At 73.0% G+C, this 15,589-nt stretch carries 15 protein-coding genes; 6 read left to right on the top strand and 9 right to left on the bottom strand.

The window, feature by feature from the left end; genetic code table 11:
- Positions 1–543: 543 nt before the first annotated feature.
- From F603_RS0118985 to F603_RS35400, 6 genes are all read right to left on the bottom strand, one after another.
- A complete protein-coding gene (locus F603_RS0118985) occupies positions 544–1,941 on the bottom strand; it encodes an 8-oxoguanine deaminase (protein WP_019547564.1) in 1,398 nt (465 codons plus the stop codon).
- An 82-nt stretch (positions 1,942–2,023) separates the two neighbouring features.
- Positions 2,024–2,989, bottom strand: coding sequence for a factor-independent urate hydroxylase (gene pucL / locus F603_RS0118980; protein WP_019547563.1), 966 nt, complete (start codon positions 2,987–2,989; stop codon positions 2,024–2,026).
- Between the two features lie 5 nt (positions 2,990–2,994).
- Positions 2,995–3,336: a hydroxyisourate hydrolase gene (gene uraH / locus F603_RS0118975; protein ID WP_019547562.1), complete on the bottom strand. Its 342-nt coding sequence runs from the start codon at positions 3,334–3,336 to the stop codon at positions 2,995–2,997.
- Entirely contained in the window at positions 3,333–3,845 is a 513-nt protein-coding gene (gene uraD, locus F603_RS0118970) for a 2-oxo-4-hydroxy-4-carboxy-5-ureidoimidazoline decarboxylase (RefSeq protein ID WP_019547561.1), read from the bottom strand. The genes uraH and uraD overlap by 4 nt, the downstream gene beginning before the upstream one ends.
- A gap of 228 nt (positions 3,846–4,073) precedes the next feature.
- Positions 4,074–4,502, bottom strand: a complete 429-nt coding sequence (locus tag F603_RS35405; protein ID WP_019547560.1) for a helix-turn-helix domain-containing protein — start codon at positions 4,500–4,502, stop codon at positions 4,074–4,076.
- Complete coding sequence (locus F603_RS35400; protein ID WP_026328542.1) at positions 4,499–4,789, bottom strand: hypothetical protein; 291 nt, start codon at positions 4,787–4,789, stop codon at positions 4,499–4,501. The genes F603_RS35405 and F603_RS35400 overlap by 4 nt, the downstream gene beginning before the upstream one ends.
- Positions 4,790–4,927: 138 nt before the next feature.
- Here F603_RS35400 and F603_RS0118955 point away from each other — a divergent pair, with 138 nt between their 5' ends.
- The 3 genes from F603_RS0118955 to F603_RS0118940 all read left to right on the top strand — a co-directional run bounded on the left by F603_RS0118955 (position 4,928) and on the right by F603_RS0118940 (position 6,866).
- The gene (locus F603_RS0118955; protein ID WP_019547558.1) at positions 4,928–5,356 is read left to right on the top strand and encodes a VOC family protein; all 429 of its coding nucleotides are present in this window, start codon (positions 4,928–4,930) and stop codon (positions 5,354–5,356) included.
- 146 nt (positions 5,357–5,502) lie between these two features.
- Positions 5,503–6,225 carry a hypothetical protein gene (locus F603_RS35135; RefSeq protein ID WP_019547557.1) on the top strand — a complete coding sequence of 241 codons (723 nt, stop codon included), beginning with the start codon at positions 5,503–5,505 and terminating at the stop codon, positions 6,223–6,225.
- Between the two features lie 311 nt (positions 6,226–6,536).
- Positions 6,537–6,866, top strand: a complete 330-nt coding sequence (locus F603_RS0118940) for a hypothetical protein (RefSeq protein WP_019547555.1) — start codon at positions 6,537–6,539, stop codon at positions 6,864–6,866.
- Positions 6,867–7,112: 246 nt separating this feature from the next.
- Here F603_RS0118940 and F603_RS0118930 read toward each other — a convergent pair whose 3' ends face one another.
- Positions 7,113–8,108 (bottom strand): quinone oxidoreductase family protein, encoded by a 996-nt coding sequence (locus tag F603_RS0118930; protein WP_026328541.1) that lies wholly within the window; start codon positions 8,106–8,108, stop codon positions 7,113–7,115.
- Between the two features lie 66 nt (positions 8,109–8,174).
- On the opposite strand from F603_RS0118930, the gene F603_RS0118925 reads away from it, so the two are divergent.
- On the top strand, positions 8,175–8,687 hold the full coding sequence (locus F603_RS0118925) for a MarR family winged helix-turn-helix transcriptional regulator (protein WP_245600818.1): 513 nt from the start codon (positions 8,175–8,177) through the stop codon (positions 8,685–8,687).
- A 233-nt stretch (positions 8,688–8,920) separates the two neighbouring features.
- On the opposite strand, the gene F603_RS0118920 is transcribed toward F603_RS0118925, so the two are convergent.
- Positions 8,921–10,600 carry an AMP-binding protein gene (locus F603_RS0118920; RefSeq protein ID WP_019547551.1) on the bottom strand — a complete coding sequence of 560 codons (1,680 nt, stop codon included), beginning with the start codon at positions 10,598–10,600 and terminating at the stop codon, positions 8,921–8,923.
- Positions 10,601–10,823: 223 nt separating this feature from the next.
- Between F603_RS0118920 and F603_RS0118915 the strand changes: the two genes are divergently transcribed.
- On the top strand, positions 10,824–11,804 hold the full coding sequence (locus tag F603_RS0118915; protein WP_019547550.1) for a zinc-dependent alcohol dehydrogenase family protein: 981 nt from the start codon (positions 10,824–10,826) through the stop codon (positions 11,802–11,804).
- A 208-nt stretch (positions 11,805–12,012) separates the two neighbouring features.
- Positions 12,013–13,113 (top strand): endonuclease/exonuclease/phosphatase family protein, encoded by a 1,101-nt coding sequence (locus tag F603_RS0118910; RefSeq protein ID WP_019547549.1) that lies wholly within the window; start codon positions 12,013–12,015, stop codon positions 13,111–13,113.
- A gap of 69 nt (positions 13,114–13,182) precedes the next feature.
- Here F603_RS0118910 and pucD read toward each other — a convergent pair whose 3' ends face one another.
- Positions 13,183–15,588, bottom strand: a complete 2,406-nt coding sequence (gene pucD, locus F603_RS0118905; protein ID WP_019547548.1) for a xanthine dehydrogenase subunit D — start codon at positions 15,586–15,588, stop codon at positions 13,183–13,185.
- Position 15,589 lies beyond the last annotated feature (1 nt).

Genomic DNA, 15,589 nt, shown 5'->3' with positions numbered 1-15,589 from the left:
CCCGGTCCACGGGGTGCTTCTCCCGCGCTGTCCCCTGCGACTGCGGGTCGTCCTGCGCCGGTCGGCCGGGGTTGGCGGAAGAGGAGTCGCGTTTCCTGTCGGGGCGGCCTTGCGGCGCGTCGGGGCGGTCGGACACGTGGGTCCTCCTGTGGGTCTTCCGTGCGCGGGGGCACGCGTTCTCCTGGTGGGTGGCACGGCGTTGCTCGATGCGCTCATGGGCGCCGCGGGTGCGTGGGTGCCGCCGTACGGAGGGCGCGGCGGCAGTCGCGTTGGGGTGCGGGCCCTTGCGGAGGTACGGAAGTGCGGGTGTGCAGCAGCGTCGTCGGACGCGGTCAATGCGCGGACGTGCGGGGATAGTTGGACGCCGGTGCTGCGTCGACCGGGATCGGTCGGCGGCTTCGAGGTGCCCCCGCGGAGGGTGACCCCCGCGAGGGCCGGGGCGCGCGGCGAGGTGCACCTCTCGGTGAAGTGATGCTCGCCTGGCGGGTGTCGGGGACCCGGCTCGGTGTCGGGCGTACGGTGCCGCGGCTCAGCGTAAGGACGTCATCGTCGCAACCTCCGTGCCTGGACGGCGGCTTCGCGCGCGATCGCCGTCTCGTCGTCGCCGAGGAGCACGCCGTCCTCCACCACGGGTCTTCCCCCGACGAAGGAGAACGCCACCGGCGCCGCGGCGCCGAGGACGAGCGCTGCGACGGGGTCCTCCACGGTGGAGTGCCCGAGCCCGTCGAGGCGCCAGAGGACGAGGTCCGCGAGCTTGCCGGGCTCCAGCGAGCCCAACTCCCGCTGCCTGCCGAGGACTCGGGCGCCGCCCGCGGTGGCGAGCCGCAGCGCGGCGCGTACGTCGAGCGCCGCCTCGCGCCGCTCGCCGAGCCGGTTGAGGAGCAGCGCGTTGCGCAGCTCGGTGTGGAGCTCGCCCGACTCGTTCGACGCGGTCCCGTCGACCCCGAGGCCGACGGGCACCCCCGCGTCGAGCATCGCGGGAACCCGTGCCAGCCCGGCGGCGAGGCGGGCGTTGGACGACGGGCAGTGGGCGACACCGGTGCCGGTGCGCGCGAAGGCGTCGATGTCGGCGTCGTCCATGTGCACGCAGTGGGCCATCCAGACGTCCTCACCGAGCCAGCCGGTGGAGGCGAGGTAGTCGGTCGGCCCCATGCCGAACCGCTCCCGGCAGAACTCCGCCTCCTCCCGCGTCTCGGAACCGTGCGTGTGCAGCCGCACGCCCAGCCGTCTCGCCAACTCGGCGGACTCGCTGAGGAGTTCGCCGGTCACCGAGAACGGGGAGCAGGGCGCGACGGCCACCTGCACCGTCGACTCGGGTGAGGGGTCGTGATACCGCGCCACCGCCTCCTCCGTGGCTCGCAGCGCGCCTTCGGTGGTCTCGACGGCGAAGTCCGGCGGGAGGCCCCCGTCGGAGGCGCCGAGGTCCATGGAGCCGCGGGCCGCCGTGAGGCGCACCCCGAGCCGGCGCGCGGCGTCGATCTCGGCGCCCAGCAAGTCCCCCGTGCCGCGCGGGAAGATGTAGTGGTGGTCGGCTGCGGTCGTGGTGCCGCCGCGCACCATCATGCCGAGCGAGGCGCGGGCGGCGGCGTGCACCATCTCCTCGTCGATCAGGGACCAGACGGGGTAGAGCTCCACGAGCCAGTCGAAGAGCGGGGAGTCCTGGGCGAGGCCCCTGGTGAGCCACTGGTAGAAGTGGTGGTGGGTGTTGACGAGCCCCGGCGTGGCGAGCTGCCCCCGTCCGTCGACGCGGCGTACGACGCCCTCCAGGCCGCCCGGCGCGGGGCCCGGGCCCACGGCCTCGATCCGGTCGCCGGCGAGGACGAGGTGCCCCGTCGGGTACTCGGTTCCGTGCCCGTCCACCGTTGCGATCGCGCAGCCCTCGACGACGGTGCGCACCGTGTCGACTGCCGTGGTTTCGCCCGGCGTTGGCTGCCCCGTCATGCTGCTCCCTTCCGGCGGCCCCCGTAGGGGCCGGCCGTTCCGCCGGCAGGCGGCTGTGCGCGCACCGGCTCCCGCTCGCCGCTCACAGGTTGCTCAGGTCGACGGGTATGCGCTCGGCCTCCCCCTCTCGCACCACCGTCGCCTCGATCAGCCCGTACGGGCGGTCGGCCGCGTAGTAGACGGCGCCGTCCGCGGGCTCGTTGGAGAGGCCGAACGGCGAGAGGTCCACGCGGAAGTGGTGCTTGTTCGGCATCGAGAGGCGTATCTCGCCGAGTTCGGGGCGCCCTTCGAGGACGTCCGCGCCCATCTCGTAGAGCGTCTGCTGGAGCGAGTACGAGTAGGTGCCGGCGAAGGCGGCGAGGAGGCGCCGCTCGACCTCGGCGTGGGCCGCGTTCCACCCGTCCTCGGGGGCTGCCGCGCCGAGGTGGCGCCACCAGGCGGTGACGTCCGTGGCGAGGATGCGGTCGTACTCCTCGACGAGCGTGGTGTAACCGTCCTTGACGTAGCCGTGGAACTCCGAGTCGGTGGAGTTGAGCACGGTGAGGCCCTTGACGCCCGAGAGGACCTCGGTGCCCCGTGCGTCGTGGGTGACCTGCGCCGTCCGGACGCACCGTCCGCTGCGGACGAACGAGTGCCCCGTGCCGGACTCGTCCTCGGAGACGCCGCCCGCGGCGTCGATACGGGACCACGCGTACTCCTCGACCCGGATGCGGGCCCGCGTGATCGGCGCGCACGTGGCGACGAAGTGCCGGGCGAGCAGCGTCCCGAACTCCTCGGGCGAGGCGACGCCGTGTTCCTTGGCGAAGGCGTAGACGGTGTTCTTCGTGGTGTCGGTGGGCAGCACATGGGCGTTGCTGCCCGAGTAGTGGACCTCGTCGAGGTCGCCCTGGAGTGCGACGGAGACGTTGAGGTCCCTGATCCGGTGCCCGGCGCCCTCCCGGGTCACCTTGAGGACGCGGACCTCGGCCTTCCCGTACTGGTTCTGGCCGAGCACGGCCCGTACGGCGGCGGGACGCGGGGCTGCGGCGGGTTGCGCGGTCTCGGTCACGTGGATCAGCTCCCTCGGTATACGGAGTAGCCGAACGGGCTGAGCAGCAGCGGCACATGGTGGTGCTCGCCCGGTGCGACGGCGAAGACGGTGGAGACCTCGGGGAAGAACCCGACGTCCGAGTAGCTGCCCGTGTCGAAGTGGAGACGGGCCCAGGCGGCTCCCTCGGGGAGGGCGGGGAGGTCGCGGCAGCGGCCGTCCCCGTCGGTGCTGCTCTCGGCGTGCGGCTGCCACTCCCCGCCGCGCCCGGTGCGCACGGCGAGGCGGACGGGGACGCCGGCGGCGGGCCGGCCTGCGGACGTGTCGAGCACGTGGGTGGAGACGGTGGCTGCGGGTGGACTGCTCATGCCGAGACCCCTTCCTCGGCGAGGCGGGTGAGACGGAGTCGGTTGATCTTCCCCAACTCCGCGCGTACGACCTCGCGTTCGTGTTCGGGCGGGTTGTCGAGCCGGTGGCGGGCGGCGTCACGCAACTGCTCGCCGGTGAGACCGGTGGCGCAGACGAGGAAGGTGTGGCCGAACTTCTCCTGGTAGGCGAGGTTGAGTTCGAGCATCTCGGCGCGCAGCCGTTCGGAAGCGTCCGCCATGCCGCGCTGTTCGCGGGAGGAGACGGCGTCCGACGGCTCGGGCCTGCCGATGCGGGGATGGCCCGCGAGCGCTTCGTCGACGTCCCCGGCGGTGAGGGCGGCGACGGCGGTGTCGCTGGCGTCGAGCAACTGCGGGAGGCCGGGGAAGGGGCGGGCGCCGAGGAGCGCCGTCGACCAGGCGCGGGCCGCGCACACCCGGTGCAGGGCGGCTCGCGCGTCCTCCTCCTCCGACGAGTTGAGCCAGGTGAGACCTGGCGCGGATCGGGTCACACGTGACCTCCGGAGCCATGAGGCGGTTGGGCTCGTGCCGACCCGGACGATCGCTCGTGCGGGTCGGGAGACAGCCAAGCGCGCCGACCGGGCGTCGTCAACAGTTTGTTGAAGAGCGGCTGTTGGGAAACATCCACGACACGACGCATGAACGCGTCGCCGCGACGCGATCCGCGCGGCTCCGCCGAGGAGGCCGGCCGCGCGGCGGTACCGCGCGGCCGGACGGACTCAGCCCTGCTCTTCCCCGTGGTCCCTCGCGCGCTGCTCGTCGCGGTAGTTGATGTAGTTGTAGACGGTGAAGCGGCTGACGCCCAGCGCCTGCGCGACCGTCTCCACGCCGTGGCGCACCACGAAAGCGCCGCGCGCCTCCAAGCTGCGCACCACCGACTGCTTCTCCTTGCGGTCGAGTTGGGCGAGCGGCATGCCGTAGCGCCGCTCCAGCTCGCCGAGTATCCGGTCGAGCGACTCGGCGAGGTGCGGCAGCCGCACCGCCGCGACCTCCTGCCCCTCCCAACGCAGCACGACGTCGTCGACCGCGGCGCGCTCGACCGGGAGCAGGTCGCCGCCGAACGCGTCGACGAGCGGACGCACCGCCTCCACGAAGCGCGCCCCCTCCCCCTGCGCGGCCTCGCGTCCGGTGCCCGCCTCCGCCGTCACCGCTCCCCCGCCCCGGCCGCCTCGGCGCCGTCCTCGTCGGCGGCCTCCTCGGGGACCACGCTCACCTGGAGGGAGATCCGCGTCGCACCGGCCGCGAGCGAGGAGCGGAGCAGCGTGTCCACCGTCTCCAGCACCCGGGAGGCGTCGCCCTCCGCCGTGTTGCCGAAAGGCCCGACGTCCACCTCGTCCAACTCCCCCGATTCCACCACCTTTCTGGCGGCGAGCGCGTGGGGAGGCGCCTCTTGGAGGTCGAACGGCTCGGTGGTGCACTCGACTCGCAATCGCATGGCACCAGCTTGGCATTTCGACCGCCCGCAGAGCGCCGCTCCCCTGCGGCGTGTGCCCGGCATGAGACCTTGGGCCGGGCCGACGGGCCCGCACCCGGCCGCCGGAGACGGGCGGTCCCATCACCAGAGGAGAAGGCAGTGGCAGCACCGGTACCGCAGAGGCTCACCCCCTTCCTGATGTTCCAGAACGGCCGCGCGCAGGAGGCGATCGACCTGTACACCTCGCTCTTCGACGACGGCGAGGTCCTGTCGCTCACCCGCTACGGCGCGGGCGAGGAGGGCGCCGAAGGCACCGTCAAGCACGCGGTGCTCGGCATCGCGGGCGAGCAACTCAACCTCATCGACAGCCCGATCGAGCACGGGTTCAGCTTCACGCCCGCGATCTCGCTCTACGTCCGCTGCGGCACCGCGGACGAGGTCGACCGGCTCTTCTCCGGCCTCGCCGAGGACGGGCAGGTCCTCATGCCGCTCGACGAGTACGGCTTCAGCGAGCGCTTCGGCTGGGTCGCCGACCGGTTCGGCGTCACCTGGCAGGTGAGCCTCGACGGAGCCGAGACCTCCGACTGACGTGCGGTGCGTCCCGAACCCCCGGGTGCCGATGTCGCTTCCTCTTCGTAAAATCGCTCCCATCGGGGACGATTGGGCCACAGGCTGGGTCCTCCGCCCCGCCCCGTACAGACCGCCACCGTGAACCACCGCCGGGAGCCCCAGAGATGGCCGAAAGCGTGCTCGTGCGCTGCCCTGTATGCCGTCGGGAGCACACGTACACCGCGCCCGTCTATCCCTGTTCCTGCACCGCTCCCGTGGTGCTGCCACTGCTGCGCTCGGCACCGCCCGTCCGCCGGGACCACCGCACCTGGGAGGGGAGCTGGGTCTCCGTGCGCTGCGCCCAGTGCGGGCGCGACGACGAGTGGCCGCAACCCGAACTCGCCTGCGAATGCGGCGCGTTACTCTGCCTGCCCGTGGACCGGACGCAACCGCCGCCGACCGCCGCCCGGTCGGCCCAGCCGCCGCGCCCCTCGGCACTCCGCTCCAGCGCCCCGCCGACGCGCCGCCCCGCCTTCCACCCGGTGACGATCCGCACGGCACAGGACGCCAGGACGGCGGCGGCCCAGTACCTCCGCTGGCTCGGCTTCGCCGACGTCCGCGTCAAGGAGCGCCGCCCCTCCTACGGTGTCGACCTCCGCGGCCCCGGCGTCGTCGCCCACGTCGACCCGTCCACCGCACCGACCGCCCTCCGCGACGTCGAGACACTCTGGCTCAACGGCCTCAACGAGTCCGCCGTCTCCGTCTGCTTCTCCCTCGCCGGCTACGCCCGCGACGCCCGCACCCGCGCCGACGAACTCGGCGTCCCCCTCTTCGTCCTCGACCTCACCGGAACCCCACAGCCGGTCAACGACCCGGCGGACGATTTGATTCGGGCTACGCCGAGGTAAGGCCGCGGCGGGGCGCGCGGAACCAACTACGCGAGCGCGTAGGCGCGAGCGCGTAGGGGAGTCGGCGCTCGTGTCGCCGTCGGTGCCGAGGTCCGGCGGGTTGGGCGTGACGTCGACGTGTTGCCACGCTGGTCCGCCGAAGACGAGGGTGTGCGTACGGGTGCGTCCCTGCGGGACTCTTTCGCGCAGATCCCGGCGGCGGTCATCTTCCTGCTCTCGGCCGGGAACTGCGCGTCGTCCCTGCGCAACCGTACGATGAGCAGCGGCGAACGGCCCAGCTTCGCCCTCGGCGGGTAAGGCACGGTACGCAGATGAGGACCAGCGCGCAGACCCGGGTTCCCGAGCCCACCGTCAGGTTGTTCCTGACGGCCTGCGGCATCATCGAGGTCTGCTGCGTGCTCCAGCACGTCGGGTTCGGCGTCCTCGCGCTGACCTCGCCGCAGGACGGCGGCGACTCGGGGACCGAGCTGCTGCGGGTGATGACGTACTGCTCCCCGCTCCTGGCGGTGCTGTCCTTCTGCGGAGCCGCCCTCGCCTTCTCGGGCAGGACGGCTCGACGTCGTCCGAGCCTCGCGGGGGCGAGTCTCCTCGTCGTGACGCTCATGTGCGCGCTGCTGGTGGCAGGGGCGTGCTCCTCCTGACCCGGCACGCGGGAGGGATGGCGCTGGTCTGGCCGATGAGCCTCGCCCCGACGATCCTCCCGATGGTCTTCTGCCGACCGATGTTCCGATCGGCTCGGCAGCACCGGTCGGACACCGGGTCCGACCTTGCCGGGACCGAAGCGACCCGATGACACGTCGGGTACCGGTCGGCGCCCTCCTTCCGTCCGCCGCCGCACGCCCGACTCCCGCGCTCGACCGAGGAATGGCACCGCGGCGGCGGGATGTTCACCCCTCGGGCGTCACCACAGCCCGCACGCCCGAACGCCCGGGCGCGGCCCAGGCTTCCGCGATCCTGGACAGGGGCCAGGCTTCGATCTCCACCGTGAGGGACCCGTCGGCGAGCATCGCGAAGAGGGTCGGCAGGATTTCCGGGACGACTCTGGCGAACGCCTCTCGAGGCACACTGCCGGCGCCCTGGCCGACGAGTTCGAGTCCTGTGCTGCGGAGGACGCCGGCCGGGAGTTCGACGGTCGGCCCGGCCATCTCGCCGATCTGCACGTAGCGGGTGCGGTGGAACCCGGCCGCCAGGTCGTCACCGCCGAGCGCACTCAACGTCTGCTGGGCCGGGCGGCCCCAGAGGTAGTCCAACACCAGGTCGAACGGCTGCTCCGTGTGCAATCGGCGGAGCCGCGCCTTGAGTTGGTCACCCGCGGCATCGTCCGGACCGAGCTCGACGGCGAGGTCCGCTCCGGACGCGGTGAGGCGGTCGAGGCGTTCGGTGTTGCGGCCGACGGCCACGACGCGGCCGGCCCCGAACTGCTGTTTCGCCAACTGCACGGCGAGTGAGCCGGTCACCCCGGTTCCGCCGAGGACGAGCACCGACTGACCGGGGCGGATCCGCCCCGCGCACTCCAGCGCGAACCAGGCCGAGACGGCTGCGTTCGGCAACGCCGCAGCCGTGCCGTGGTCGAGCGTGTCCGGAACCTCGACGCTCAACTCCGGGTCGACCAGCATCCGCTCGGCCATCGCGCCACCGGGCGGCGTCGCCCCCGTGTACACGCGGCGGCCGTCGGGCAGGACCACGACCGCGTCCGTCCCGATCAGCCCCGGAAGGGGTAGTCGCCGGCTGGCGTAGTGCGTGCCCGCGACCAGCGCCCGCTCGATGTTCTTCAACGCCGCCGCACGCACCTCGGCGACGACCAGGCCCTCCGCCGGACTCGGTTCGTCCACCTCGGCGTAGCGCGGCGAGGCTCCCAACCGTTCGACGACTGCTGCTCTCACGCTTCCTCCATTATTGTTTCCACGGAAACAATAATGGACGCCACGCCTTCGGGCAAGATGGTTTCCATGGAGACCAAGACTGACGCCGTGGGGCGGATCGAGCGGCTGCTCGCACAGGTGGCAGGGCGTTTCACGGCGGAGGACGACGCCGAGCAGCAGTGGCTCATCGATCAGTGCTCCCCCGAAGCGGCCCGGCTCGTTCCCCAACTGAGCGTGCAGGCACTGCACTTGCTCGACGCCGTCCCGGCGGACGGCTCGATCAACGTCGTCGGACTCTCCCGGGCCACTGACGTGCCGAAGGGCACGGTGTCGAAGCACGTACGCCGCCTCGTCGTCGCCGGGGCGCTCGAACGCCACCGGCTCCCGGACAACCTCAAGGAGGTCCACCTGCGCCTCGCCCCCGTGGGCGCGGAGATCCAGCAGGCGCACCGGAGCCTGCACGCACAGACGGAGGAAGGATTGCGGGCGTTCCTCCACCGCTACAGCGAGGCCGACCTGGCCGTCCTCGCCCGTGTGCTGACGGACCTTGCACGCATGCCGCGCGAGGGCCTGCGGTTTCGGCCCGATCTGCTCGACTGATGGCGCAGAGCAGTCGCCCTGCGCCGGGGAGGCGCACCACACCCCACCCGACGCGTCCTCGCACCCGCCATGTCCTGTCGTACGGGCTTTCCGCAACGCCCGACGGCCCACCACCGGCCCCACAAGCCGGCGGTTGAGCCCGGGACGGGCGTCGGCACGCGTTCACGCGACCGTCGAGCGGGCTCACCACGTACGGCGACGGTGCCCGGCCGCCGAGGCGGCCGGGCACCATTTCAGTCCCTGTACTCCTCCCGCGGCCCCCCGTCCTCCCCCGCCGCATGTGCCCGCAGCTCCACCCGCCTGATCTTCCCCGAGACAGTCTTCGGCAGTTCGGAGAACTCGATGAGGCGGATGCGCTGGAAGGGCGCGAGGACCGCGCGGGAGTGGGCGAAGATCTCCTTCGCCGTCGCCGGGCCCGGCTCCCAGCCTTCGGCGCAGACGATGTACGCCTTCGGGACAGCGAGGCGCAGCGGGTCGGGTGAAGGGACGACGGCGGCCTCGGCGACCGCCTCGTGCTGGAGGAGGGCGCTCTCCAGCTCGAAGGGAGACACCTTGTAGTCGGAAGCCTTGAAGACGTCGTCGCTTCGGCCCACGTACGTCACGTAGCCGTCCTCGTCGAGGGTTCCGATGTCGCCCGTGCGGTAGTAACCCCCGGCGAGGACGCGGGCGTTGCGCTCCTCGTCGCCCGCGTAGCCGGTCATGACGCCGACGGGGCGCTGGTGGAGGTCGAAGGAGATCTCCCCCTCGGTGGCACCCGGCTCGCCGGTGACGGGGTCGAGGAGGGCGATCTCGAAGCCCGGGGCCGGCTGCCCCATGGAGCCCGGCTTCACCCGCTGGCCGGGGAAGTTGCCGATGCCGACGCTCGTCTCCGTCTGTCCGAAGCCGTCGCGCACCTGCACGCCCCACGCCTGCTCGACCCGCTCGATCACCTCGGGGTTGAGCGGCTCCCCCGCCGCCACCAACTCCCGGGGCGCGCGGCTGAGTTGGCCGAGGTCGGCCTGGATCAGCATCCGCCAGACCGTCGGCGGCGCGCAGAAGGTGTCGACGCCCAGGCGGTCCATCTCGGACATCAGCCGGCCGGCGTCGAAGCGGGTGTAGTTGTAGACGAAGATCGTCGCCTCGGCCGACCACGGGGCGAAGAAGCTGCTGTACGCGTGCTTCGCCCAGCCGGGCGAGGAGATGTTCATGTGGATGTCGCCGGGCTTGAGGCCGATCCAGTACATCGTCGACAGGTGGCCGATCGGGTACGAACCGTGCGTGTGCGCAACGAGTTTGGGGAGCGCGGTGGTTCCCGAGGTGAAGTAGAGAAGGAGGCGGTCGTCGGCGCGGGTCTCGCCCTGCGGCTCGAAGACGGCGGGCGCCGTCCGGGTCTCCGCGTACGCGAGCCAGCCGTCCGCTGCCGTCTCGCCGCCGACGCTGATCCTGGTGTAGTCGCCGGGTACGTCGAGGAACTTCTCGGTGTCCTCGGCGCGTGCCACGACGAACCCGGCGCCGCCGCGCGCAAGGCGGTCGGCGAGGTCGGCCGGGCCGAGCAGCGGCGTCGCGGGGATCACGACGGCGCGCAGCTTCATCAGCGCCAGCAGCGTCTCCCACAGCTCGACCTGGTTGCCGAGCATCAGCACCACGCCGTCGCCCGGTCCGACGCCGTGCTCGCGCAGCCAGTTGGCGACGCGGTTGGAGCGCTTGCGCATCTCCTCGAACGTCACCTGGGTCTCTCTGCCGTCCTCCTCGACGAGGTGGAGGGCGACCCGGTCGTTGCCGTCCGCGATGCGGTCGAACCAGTCGAGGGCCCAGTTGAAGTGCTCGGGGCGCGGCCACTCGAAGCGCGCACGCGCCGCGGAGTAGTCGCCCCTGTGCCGCAGCAGGGTGTCCCTTGCGGAGCGGAAGGCACTGGTCGGTGTCTGCGCGGGCATACGTTCCTCCTCGTACCGGGCACTGCTGCGTACCGCCACATCGTGTACGGCGCGCGGCACGCGCACCACCCCTGCGCCACCGGCGGGCTCGCACGGGTGATGCTGTCCTCCCTGCCCGCCGGCAGCGCATTCGACTCCGGGCGCGGGCGCCCTTTCCCCGCACCCGATGCACCGCCCCGTAACGTGGGCGCGCGGGCGGACGGTTGACGAGGAGGGAGCGCGGATGGCGCTGCGCGCGGTCGTGCGGTCCTTCGGTCCAGCGCACCGAGTGGTCGAGGTCGAGGAGTACGCGCCGCCTCCACCGGGTCCCGGGCAGGTCGCCCTGCGGATGACGGCGGCGGCCGTCAACCCGTCGGACGTCGTCACCATCGCGGGCGCCTACCCGTCGCGCACCGGACTGCCGTTCGTGCCGGGTTACGAAGGCGTGGGGGTGGTGGAACGGGTCGGCCCCGACGTCGCCGACATCGCGCCCGGCGCACGGGTGCTGCCGCTGGGGAGCGCGGGCGCCTGGCAGCAGGTGCGGACGGCCGCGGCGCGGTGGTGCTTCCCCGTGCTCCCCGAACTCGACGACGAACAGGCAGCGTTGGCCTATGTGAATCCGCTCACAGCCGTGCTGATGGCCCGCGGCTACGGCGTGCCGGGCATGCGCGCCGTCGTGGACGCCGCGGGTTCCGCGATCGGACGGATGCTGCTGCGGCTGCTCTCGGAGAGCGGCTGCGCACCGGTCGCCGTGGTGCGCAGTGCGGCCGGTCGCGCGCGGCTCGCCGGGCTCGTGGACGAGTCGAAGGTGGTCTGCACCGAGGAGCAGGAGCTTGCGCCGGCGATCGACGCGCACACCGGGGGACGCGGGCCGGCCGTCGTCTTCGACGCCGTCGGCGGGGAGCAAGGCGCCGCGCTCGCCCGGGGGTTGGCACACGGCGGCACGTTCGTCCACTACGGGCTGCTCTCCGGCGTCCCGCTCCCCGACCCGTCCCGCTACCGGCCCGACGTGCGGCTCGTCCTCTTCCGGCTGCGCGACGTCGTGCACCGGGCCGAACGACCGTGGCTGGAACGGGCGTTGGCGGAGGCGCAGGGGCTCACCCTCGACGGGGAGACGGCCTCGCCCGTCGCCGCGCGCTACCCCCTCGCGGAGGTGCGCAGGGCGCTGGAACACGAGGCGACCGCGGGCCGCACCGGGAAGGTGCTGCTGCTTCCGCAAGCCTGAAACAGGAGCGCGGGGCCGGTCGGCGCCCGCCGGGCGCACCGCGCGCCGGCGCGTGCTCCGCCGCCACACGTACGGGCGGGCCTCGCCGTACGAACGCGTGGCGGGGCATGATCGGGGCAGGCATCCGCGGGCGCGCGCCCGAGCAGAGCGGGGCGGCACCCGGAGTCGCACCCGGGAGGCGCGGCTCCGGAGGAGAGGGGCAGGGTCGGTGGCACGGGGAGACCGCGGGACCAGAACACACAGCGGGGCCGTCGCTGTACGGCCGGGCGGCACGGCGGAACGCGGCGCGGCGGGACGCAGCGGGGCGGGACGCGGCCCAGCGGGACGCGGCAGGCACGCGCCGGGGCTTGCCGCCTGGACGGCCGCACTCTTCCTCGCCGTCATCACGGCGCCGCTCGCCGCGCGCGCCGTCGACGTCGACGGCCCCACTCCCCTCCCCCAACTCCTCGCCTTCCTCCCGTGGTTCCTCGCACCCGGCTGGCTGGCCCTCGCCTACGCCGCGCTCGCACGGCGCTGGCTCCTCCTCGGCTGGGCCGCCGCGGCGCTGGCGGCGACGGGCTGGTTCCTCCAGCCGTACGGCGCGGACGCGCCCGAAGGCTCGGCCGAGCGCCCGGCGGAGGCCAGGTTCCGGGTCCTCACCGCCAACCTCGAGCACGGCGGGGCGACGAGGGGCCTCGTGGAGACGCTGCGCGACGAGCGCCCGCAACTCGTCTCGGTCCAGGAGTGCAACCCCAGGTGCGCACGCGCGCTCCGAACGGCCGAACTCCGCGACCTCTACCCGCACCGCGTCGTCGCCGAGGCCGACGGGGCCGGTGGCTCGGCGCTGTTGAGCAGGTTCCCGCTCGGCGGGAAGACGTCCCTCGAAGGGAGCCGGATGGCGATGCCGGGCGCCGTGGTGCGCATCGGCGAGAGCCGGGTGCGGGTACAGGTGGTCCATCCCATGCCGCCCGACATCGGCGCAACGTCCGTATGGAAGCGGGAGTTGGGCATGCTGCGCCGGCTCGCCGCCCGGCCGCACGGCGAACCCCTCCTGATGGCGGGCGACTTCAACTCCTCGCAGGACCACGCCACCTTCCGCGCCGTCCTCGACACCGGCCTCGACGACGCCGCGCGCCAGGCAGGCCAGTCCCGCACGCCCACGTGGCCGGCGGCGACGGCACCGCCCCTCGGCACGCAGATCGACCATGTCCTCCTCGGCGACCGCATGGTCGCGATCGGCGCCGACTTCCTCGATCTGCCCGGCACCGACCACCGCGCCCTCGTCGCCGACGTCAAACTCTTCGCGGCGGACGGGGAGCACGGAAACTGACCAAGTGCGCGTGTTCACAAGGGGGTTGCGAAGGGCCGGGCGCTCGGACCGCGAACGCCCGGCCTCCTCTCACACCTCCAGCAGATGCTCGGGCCGCAGCGGGGTGCGCCGCAGCGCACGCCCCGTCGCCTGCCGCACCGCCGCGAGCACGGCGGGCGTCGACGAGAGGGTCGGCGCCTCCCCGACGCCGCGCAGACCGTACGGGGCGTGGTCGTCGGCGAGCTCGAGGACGTCGACGGGCATCGGCGGGGTGTCGAGGACGGTGGGGATCAGGTAGTCCGTGAACGACGGGTTGCGGACGGTGCCCTCGGGGCCGACGAGGATCTCCTCCATCAGCGCGAGCCCGAGCCCCTGCGTGCTGCCGCCGTGGATCTGCCCGAGGACCGCCTGCGGGTTGACGGCCTTCCCGACATCCTGCGCGCACGCGAGCTCGACGACCTTGACGAGCCCGAGCCGGGTGTCCACCTCGACGACCGCGCGGTGCGCGGCGAAGGAGTACTGCACATGCCCGAAGCCCTGCCCCGTAGCCGGGTCGAACGGCTGCGTCGGGCGGTGCCGCCACTCGCTCTCGACGGTGAACTCCGGGTGTTCGTCGTGGAGTTCGGCGAGGAGTTGGGCGATGCCGACGAGCGGGCGGCCCTCGGTGGTCGTCACCTTCCCTCCGTGCAGCTGGAGTGCGGCGCTTGCCCAGACCGGTTCCGTCGCCGCGTACCGCCTCCTCGCCGCGTCGAGGAGGTGCTCGCGCACCTGCGTGCAGGCGTTGCGGACGGCTCCGCCCGTGACGTAGGTCTGCCTCGACGCCGAAGTCGAGCCCGCGGAGCCGACGGTGGTGTCGGCGGGCTGCAACACCACGCGCTCCACGCCGAGTTCGGTCCGTGCGATCTGGCCCTGCACGGTGACTCCGCCCTGCCCGACCTCCGCGGCAGCCGTGTGGACCGTGGCGACGGGCTCCCCGCCGACCAGCTCCAGGCGCACGCGGGCCGTCGAGTAGTCGTCGAACCCCTCGGAGAAGCCGACGTTCTTGATGCCGACCGCGTACCCGACGCCGCGCACGACGTCCTCGCCGTGCGTCGTGTTGCCCACGCCGCCCGGCAGCTCCCGCAGTTCGGCACCGCCGGCCCCGGTGTCCCAGCGCCGCTCGGGCGGCAGCGGCCGCTCCCTGACGCGCCCCAGCAGCTCGGCCACGGGCGCCGGCGAGTCGACGACCTGGCCCGTGGGCATCGTGCCGCCCTGCCGCAGCGCGTTCCGCTGCCTCAACTCCACCGGGTCCATGCCGAGTTCGGCCGCGAGGCGGTCCATCTGCGCCTCGTAGGCGAAGCACGCCTGCACGGCCCCGAAGCCGCGCATCGCCCCGCACGGCGGGTTGTTGGTGAAGAGCGCCAGCGCCTCGATGTCGACGTTCTCCACCTCGTAGGGTCCGGCGGCGAGCGAGGCGGCGTTGCCGACCACGGCGGGCGAGGAGGACGTGTAGGCGCCGCCGTCGAGGACGATCCGGCACTTCAGGTGCGTCAACCTGCCGTCCGCCGTGGCCCCGTGCTCGTAGTGGAGCACGGCGGGGTGGCGGTGCACGTGGCCGAGGAAGGACTCCTCGCGGTTGTAGACCATCTTTACGGGGCGCCCGGTGTGCAGGGCCAGCAGGCAGGCGTGGATCTGCATCGAGAGGTCCTCGCGCCCGCCGAAGGCCCCGCCGACGCCGGAGAGGACCATCCGCACCTTCTCCTCCGGCAGCCCGAGGACGGGCGCGATCTGCCGCCGGTCCGCGTGCAGCCACTGGGTGGCGACGTAGAGCTCGACGCCGCCGTCCTCGGCCGGCACCGCAAGCCCCGACTCGGGCCCGAGGAACGCCTGGTCCTGCATCCCCACCTCGTACTCGCCCGTGACGACGACGTCCGCGCGCGCCGCTGCCGCCGCCGCGTCGCCGCGTACCACCGGCTGGCGGTGCACGACGTTGGGGTGCGGAACGTGCGCGGCGTGGCCGTCCGTGCGGTCCGGGTGGAGGAGCGGCGCGTCGGTGGCGAGCGCCGTTGACTCGTCGTGTACGACGGGGAGTTGCTCGTACTCGACACGGATCTTCGCGGCGGCGCTGCGCGCGGTCTCCGGGTGGTCGGCGGCGACGAGGGCGACGGGCTCGCCGTGGTAGCGCACGCGGTCCCCGGCGAGCGCGGGGGTGTCGGCGACCTCCAGACCGTAGACCGTGGTCCGGGAGGGCAGGTCGTCGTGGGTGAGGACGCACTGCACGCCGGGGTGGGCGAGCGCCTCGCCGACGTCGACGGCGAGGATGCGCGCGTGCGCGTGGGGGCTGCGCAGCGTCACGGCCCAGAGCATGTCCTCGTGCCAGAGGTCGGAGGCGTACGCGAACTCCCCCGTGACTTTGAGGGTTCCGTCGGGACGCGCCGCCGACTCGCCCACTCCGCCGGCGTGTTGGCCGTCCGCCGGAGTGGACTCGGGGCGTGTGCGGGTCGGTTGGGTCTGCATC

It is taken from the genome of Streptomyces sulphureus DSM 40104 (genome assembly GCF_000381025.1).
GTDB lineage: Bacteria > Actinomycetota > Actinomycetes > Streptomycetales > Streptomycetaceae > Streptomyces > Streptomyces sulphureus.
Note: the sequence above shows the minus strand (reverse complement) of the source record. Positions and strands in the feature narration are given on the sequence as shown.

Coding starts and splice junctions, on each gene's coding strand:
- F603_RS0118985 (WP_019547564.1), bottom strand. CDS start 1,941: ATGACGGGGCAGCCAACGCCGGGCGAAACCACGGCAGTCGACACGGTG.
- uraH (WP_019547562.1), bottom strand. CDS start 3,336: ATGAGCAGTCCACCCGCAGCCACCGTCTCCACCCACGTGCTCGACACG.
- F603_RS35400 (WP_026328542.1), bottom strand. CDS start 4,789: ATGCGATTGCGAGTCGAGTGCACCACCGAGCCGTTCGACCTCCAAGAG.
- F603_RS35135 (WP_019547557.1), top strand. CDS start 5,503: ATGGCCGAAAGCGTGCTCGTGCGCTGCCCTGTATGCCGTCGGGAGCAC.
- F603_RS0118940 (WP_019547555.1), top strand. CDS start 6,537: ATGAGGACCAGCGCGCAGACCCGGGTTCCCGAGCCCACCGTCAGGTTG.
- F603_RS0118925 (WP_245600818.1), top strand. CDS start 8,175: ATGGAGACCAAGACTGACGCCGTGGGGCGGATCGAGCGGCTGCTCGCA.
- F603_RS0118920 (WP_019547551.1), bottom strand. CDS start 10,600: ATGCCCGCGCAGACACCGACCAGTGCCTTCCGCTCCGCAAGGGACACC.
- F603_RS0118915 (WP_019547550.1), top strand. CDS start 10,824: ATGGCGCTGCGCGCGGTCGTGCGGTCCTTCGGTCCAGCGCACCGAGTG.
- pucD (WP_019547548.1), bottom strand. CDS start 15,588: ATGCAGACCCAACCGACCCGCACACGCCCCGAGTCCACTCCGGCGGAC.